Raw genomic sequence first — 6,279 nt, 5'->3', positions numbered from 1 at the left:
TTAYTAGTAGTAAAAAATAAATGAAGTAAATAATAATATTATTATAAAAATCTACAAATTTAATAATAGAAGTGTGATATAATTTTATACAAGTAGAATTTTAGCTAGGAGGAAAAAATATGTCTGACGATAGAGTAATTGATTTTAATGATTTAAAAAACAAGGTAAAAGATTCAGATGTGGATAAATTTGAACAATATATATACAATCTATACTTCTCTGTTATGGATGGTAGTATGACAATGGCTGAATTTTCAAGAAAAATATTTGATTATATGAAAGATAATAATATATCTCAAGAGAAGTTTATGAATATACAGAAAAAATTTATGGAAAGATACGGTATGGATTCTGAAGAAGTGGAAAGACAATTAAAAAACTTTGGAATAGATCCTTCTATGGCAAACATGAGTAATATAGATTTAAATAATATAAATGCTGAAAATATAGAAGCCATTAAAAAAAGTGCAGGATTTTATGAAAAGTATGGCAGTAAAATAAGTCCCAAAAGTTGTATAACTACATATATAAAGAATGATGCAAATGAAATTGAAGTAATTATAGATGAAGAAAAAGTAATGCTTTGTAGTAGTAAAAAAATAAATCTTATGGATGCAGAATTAAATGAATTTTTATTAGCATATAAAAATATGTTTAATAAAAAAATAAGAGTAGTTTTATGTGAAAATTATACAGGGTATGATTATTAAAAAAATACCATCTCAAATTTGAGATGGTATTTTTTTAATAATTTATATATTTTACAACTTCGATTCCATTTTGAATCATACTATTAAAAAATACTATATTTAATAGATCAGCTGGATGAACATTATCTGTATGGTATGTATCTACTAAATTTATAGGAACGATAATATTCTTATTGATATTATGTTGATTAAAATAAGATTTTAGTGTTATAGATAATTGATATATACATATATCTGTACAATCTCCAACTATAATTATATTATCAGTATTTTCAAAGTTTATATCTTCTAGAGCAAAAAAACCATTAGTTGAATTTTTCTTTATTATTTTTAAATTTTCTATATTTTTAAGTTCATCTACTATTTCACACTCAACTGTATTTTCAATACAGTGACTAGGATAACTTAGAAGTTCTATAGAATCAAAAGTGTGATAATCAGTAAATGCTATTATATTTTTTACATCTTTTGATATTGATTTTGTAAACTCAACTATAGGACTTATAAGATTTTCTATTCTAGGAGAATAAAGAGAACCTTCTTTTGCAAATCCATTATTAATATCTACTATAAATAATTCTGTTCTATTTAAATCTAAATCAGATATATTTTTTATAGGTAATTTATCCAAGTTATTTTTTAAAATATTTAATTCATTTAATAAATTATTCATATATAAACACTCTCCCAATACTTATTTTAACCAAATTTTACATAATAATTTTTATTAAGTCAATACTACTATAAATATAAAAAAGCTATTTTTATAAATAAAAATAGCTTTTTATATGTAATTTATATACTAAATATTAATTTAGAGATAATAGTTATTATAGGCAATGCTATTAATGTACGTACTATAAATAATATAAATAAGTCTTTTAACTTAAGCGGTATATCTGACTTTAATATAACAGCTCCAGTTTCTGTTAAATAGATTAATTGAGTTATAGATAATGCACCTATTATAAATTGTGTTATTTGGCTTATTCCATCCCCAGATACCATTATTGATGGCAAGAACATATCTGTAAATCCAACTAAAACAGCAGGTGCAGCAGCTGCTGCATCAGGTATACCTAATAATTCAAGTATAAATACTACTGGTATAGATATAATGTTGAAAAATGGAGTAAATTCTGCAACCATTAAAGATAAAGTACCCCAAGCCATAACAAGTGGTAAAAGTGCTAAGTACATATCTACTACAGTTTTGAATCCATTTATTATGATATCTTTGAATGATGGAGCAGTAGAAGCTCTATCCATTGCTTTTTCAAAACCAAATTTAAATATATTAACTCCTTCTGGAACTAAATCTTCTTTTAAATGTTTAACATTATTATATGTAGTATTTTTTACTTTATTTAACGGATATATACGAGGCATAATTAAAGCACAAGCTAGTGATGCTACACATACTGTTAAATAAAATGGAACAAACAGTGGCATAAATCCTAATTGATCAGCAATAACTGTTGAAAATGGTAATGAGACTAAAGAGAAACAAACAGATATTATACAAGCTTCTTTAGCAGTGTAAAAACCTTGTTTATATTGAGTATCGGTAATAATTATTCCTAAAGTACCATCTCCAAGCCAAGATGAAATTGTATCTACAGCAGCACGACCAGGAACTTTAAATAATTTGTACATATATTTAGATACTAAAGTTCCAAGTAAATCCATAAGTCCAAAGTCAACAACTAGTGGTAATAAAAATCCAGATACTAAAAATATTGCAAGTAAGCTAGGTAGTAATCCAAGAACAACTTCACCAGTAAGTTCTGAATGTATAATTTCAGGACCAACTTTAAATACTGTCATAAATATAAATAATGCTCCTAATAATCTAAATGATAACCATAGTGGAGATACATTTAATAAATTTTTTATAAATTCATTTTTTATATTTATAAATTTACTAATAACAGATAATACAGCAGATGTAAGTATAACTACTAATGCTATATTTACAAGATAGTCAGCTAAAAATATTTTTATTAATTCAGCTAAGAAACCAATCCCTATGTTAACTGGAGATAAACCCTCAAGTTTAAATAAGCTACCATATGGAAGTGGTATTACAAATAATAATAGTCCAAATAATGACGGTATTAAAAATTTGAATAAATTTTTATTTTGATTTTCATTTGTAGATATAATAGTTTTTTCCATAAAACTCCTCCTTATATAAAATAATATTAAAACTAAAATAAAAAAGTCTCTTGGTTAAAAACCAAGAGACGAAATATCCGCGTTACCACTCTAATTAATAAAACATATAAATATGCTTTATTCACTCAAATCTGTTAAGGCTAGATAGCCTGTTACCATACTTAGTTTCAAGTAACATTCTCAAAAGCTCTCTTCCATTAAACTTCATTACCAAGCTTCCACCATCCTTGGCTCTCTATAAAATCCACTTAATTTACTCTCTTTATCACTGAATTTAATATATTTACTTTTTCTAATATATTAAATTAAGTCTRAATAAAAGTCAACAATTTATTTAAATTATTTGAAAATTAAAATTAAATATATAATTTAAACCGTAGATAATATTTAAAAGAATGTATTTCGTAACACAAATTAAAAATTTAAATAATATAATATTATAAGGTCAACAGGTATGGGGTGATGATATGGCTATAAATAATATATTTAAAGAAATGTTTAGCGAGCAAAAACGAGAAAGAGAATTAAAATTTCAACAAGAAATAATTAGAAAGACTTTAGAAGAGCAAGGATATAACATAAATGATTTTGATAGAGGATTAGAGCTTTTGGAGGAAGAAGACTATGAAAATGCAATTATATATTTAAAGAGATGTGCAGATAATGAAAACTCTCAAGCTCAATATGAATTAGGGAGATTATTGAAAGAAGGATTAGGTATAAAACAAGATAAAGTTAAAGCTAAAGAATATCTTATGAAAGCATATAAAAATGGATTTAAAAGAGCAGGACTTTTATTAAGAGAACTTAGATATGAAGAAAATAAAAGTTTAAATAAAGATATAGAACTTGAATTTGAAAATAAAATAAGTGATTTAGGATTTACTATAGATATTCCAATAGATTGGGTTAAATTAGACCCTAAAAATAAAAATTGTTTTGATGCGGTAGCTATAGATAGCTTTGATGGAGATGTTATATTTAACATAAAAATGCAAGTTTTCTTAATAGAAATACCAGAAAATATGTCCTATTGTGTAGATTTAGATAGAGTAGCAAATAATATGGGATGTATAGAATCTGTGAATTTTAATAATGGAAATTGTAATGGAAAGCTTATATGTGGAGAAGGTATAGATGGAACATGTGAATATATATTTGTATCGAAAGGGAAAAAAGGCGTTTATGATTTGAGGGTAATGGTAGATAAGTATTTAGAACCTATATATGAAGATGTAATTGACCATATTATATATAGTTTTGATATAACTGATAAAATATAAATTTATATTAAATAAGAGTTATCCATAAGGATAACTCTTAATTTTTAGAATTCTCAATTTCTTCAGCTAAATTATTTAAATATTCCCATCTTTCGTATTTATGTTCAAGCTCAGACTCAGCATTAGCTTTTTCATTAAGTATTTCTTGAAGTTTAACAAAGTCAGTTGCAAATTTAACAGAATCAGCTTCAAGTTTTTCTATTTTTTGTTCAAGCTTTTCTATATCACTATCTATAGTTTCAAATTCACGTTGTTCATTATAAGTAAATTTTAATTTTTTATTTGGTTTAGGTTTTTCTTTCTTAGCGGATATTTTTTCTATTGTTTCCTTAGCTTCCTCTTTAAATTCAATTCCTTGAATTTCTCTATATATACTGTAATCACTATAATTTCCAGTAAATATATGTATTTTACCTATTCCTTCATAAGCGAATATTTTATTGCATATTCTATCTAAGAAATATCTATCATGAGAAACTGTAATAACAATACCACTAAATTCATCTAAATAATCCTCTAATATATTAAGGGTAGCTATATCTAAATCATTTGTAGGCTCATCTAGTAAAAGTACATTAGGTGCAAGCATTAATGTTCTAAGAAGATGAAGTCTACGTCTTTCCCCACCAGATAAATTACCTATAAAGCTATATTGCATAGTAGAATTAAATAAGAATTTTTCACACATTTGAGATGCAGATATTTTAGTTCCATCAGCAGTTTCTATATAATCACTAGCTTCTTTTACATAATCAATTGCTCTCATTTCAGGATGCATATGAGAATCATCTTGGCTAAAACAACCTATTTTAACAGTTTCACCAATTTCTATATGTCCGCTATCAGGTAGAATTTCACCATTTAATATCTTGATAAGTGTAGACTTACCCATACCATTTTTACCTATAATACCAATTCTATCAGTACGAGCTATAGTATAATCTAAGTCATCAATAAGAACCTTATTATCAAACTTTTTAGATATATGATGCATTTCAATTATTTTTTTACCAAGTCTTGTAGAACCAACAGATATATCCATTTTTTCATCAGGAGTATAGGTATCTTTATTTACTAATTCATCAAATCTTTGAAGTCTAGCTTTTTGTTTTGTAGTACGAGCTTTGGCTCCACGCTTTACCCAAGCTAGTTCTTTTCTTATTAAATTTTGTCTCTTTTCCTCCATACTAGATTCAAGAGCTAATCTTTCCATTTTCTTTTCTAAGAATACAGAGTAGTTGCCATCATAGCTAAATAGTCTACCTTTATCAAGTTCTATTATTCTATTAGAAACTCTATCTAAGAAGTATCTATCATGAGTTATCATGATTAATGAACCTTTTCTTGAATTTAAATATTCTTCTAAATAATCAATAGTATCATTATCTAAGTGGTTAGTAGGTTCATCTAACACCAATAATTCACAAGGAGTTATAAGAGCAGATGCTAATGAAACTCTTTTTCTTTGACCTCCAGATAATTCTTTTACTTTTTGACTAAAGTCAGTTATACCAAGTTTAGTTAAAACTGTTTTAGCTTCACTTTCTAAATCCCAAAGGTTAAGAGTATCTATTTTTTCTTGTAAAGAGATAAGCTTATTATTTAAATTATCATCATAATTTTTAGATAATAAATCAAGAGTTTCTTGATACTCTAATAAAAGTTTCATTTCATTAGAAGTTCCCTTAAATACCTGTTGTAAAACTGTAAAATCTTCGTTATAGTCTGGACTTTGAGGTAAATATTCAACTCTAACTCTATTAGCCTTTGTAATAGTACCATCATCACAAACTTCAGCACCAGCTATTATTTTTAATAGAGTTGATTTACCTGTACCATTAACTCCGATAATACCTATTTTTTCGCCTTCATTAATTCCTAGTGAAATATTTTTAAGTAAGACTTTTTCTGAATAACTCTTACTTATATTTTCTAATGTCATTAAATTCATAATATCACCTATATTTTAATTTAAATTTTTTTAATTTAATAGTTTGGAATACCTAGATTTTTACTAGTTCCATTATATTTTATAAAGTATCATATAAATCATCACATATAATAATTTTAATAATCTATTTTAGACTGTAATATACTATAAAAATATT

The 6,279-nt window shown here is 25.4% G+C and carries 5 protein-coding genes and 1 other annotated feature; of the genes, 2 read left to right on the top strand and 3 right to left on the bottom strand.

Annotated elements, in window-relative coordinates; genetic code table 11:
- Positions 1-119: 119 nt before the first annotated feature.
- Positions 120-710, top strand: a complete 591-nt coding sequence (locus G3997_RS07050; protein WP_296644842.1) for a DUF3867 domain-containing protein — start codon at positions 120-122, stop codon at positions 708-710.
- A gap of 34 nt (positions 711-744) precedes the next feature.
- On the opposite strand, the gene G3997_RS07045 is transcribed toward G3997_RS07050, so the two are convergent.
- Positions 745-1,383: an isochorismatase family cysteine hydrolase gene (locus G3997_RS07045; protein WP_296644840.1), complete on the bottom strand. Its 639-nt coding sequence runs from the start codon at positions 1,381-1,383 to the stop codon at positions 745-747.
- Between the two features lie 122 nt (positions 1,384-1,505).
- A complete protein-coding gene (locus G3997_RS07040; RefSeq protein WP_296644838.1) occupies positions 1,506-2,888 on the bottom strand; it encodes a YjiH family protein in 1,383 nt (460 codons plus the stop codon).
- A gap of 61 nt (positions 2,889-2,949) precedes the next feature.
- Positions 2,950-3,166: a binding site (T-box leader), on the bottom strand.
- Positions 3,167-3,355: 189 nt separating this feature from the next.
- On the opposite strand from G3997_RS07040, the gene G3997_RS07035 reads away from it, so the two are divergent.
- Positions 3,356-4,171 (top strand): tetratricopeptide repeat protein, encoded by an 816-nt coding sequence (locus G3997_RS07035; protein WP_296644836.1) that lies wholly within the window; start codon positions 3,356-3,358, stop codon positions 4,169-4,171.
- Positions 4,172-4,208: 37 nt separating this feature from the next.
- Here G3997_RS07035 and G3997_RS07030 read toward each other — a convergent pair whose 3' ends face one another.
- On the bottom strand, positions 4,209-6,122 hold the full coding sequence (locus G3997_RS07030) for an ABC-F family ATP-binding cassette domain-containing protein (RefSeq protein WP_296644834.1): 1,914 nt from the start codon (positions 6,120-6,122) through the stop codon (positions 4,209-4,211).
- Between the last annotated feature and the right edge of the window lie 157 nt (positions 6,123-6,279).

This window comes from Romboutsia sp. 13368 (assembly GCF_018336475.1).
Classification (GTDB): domain Bacteria; phylum Bacillota; class Clostridia; order Peptostreptococcales; family Peptostreptococcaceae; genus Romboutsia.
The sequence above is the reverse complement of the archived record's forward strand: the minus strand, read 5'-3'. Positions and strand labels throughout refer to the sequence as shown.

Excerpts from the sequence above, each read along its gene's own strand:
- G3997_RS07030 (WP_296644834.1), bottom strand. The coding sequence starts at position 6,122 with ATGAATTTAATGACATTAGAAAATATAAGTAAGAGTTATTCAGAAAAA.
- G3997_RS07040 (WP_296644838.1), bottom strand. The coding sequence starts at position 2,888 with ATGGAAAAAACTATTATATCTACAAATGAAAATCAAAATAAAAATTTA.
- G3997_RS07045 (WP_296644840.1), bottom strand. The coding sequence starts at position 1,383 with ATGAATAATTTATTAAATGAATTAAATATTTTAAAAAATAACTTGGAT.
- G3997_RS07035 (WP_296644836.1), top strand. The coding sequence starts at position 3,356 with ATGGCTATAAATAATATATTTAAAGAAATGTTTAGCGAGCAAAAACGA.
- G3997_RS07050 (WP_296644842.1), top strand. The coding sequence starts at position 120 with ATGTCTGACGATAGAGTAATTGATTTTAATGATTTAAAAAACAAGGTA.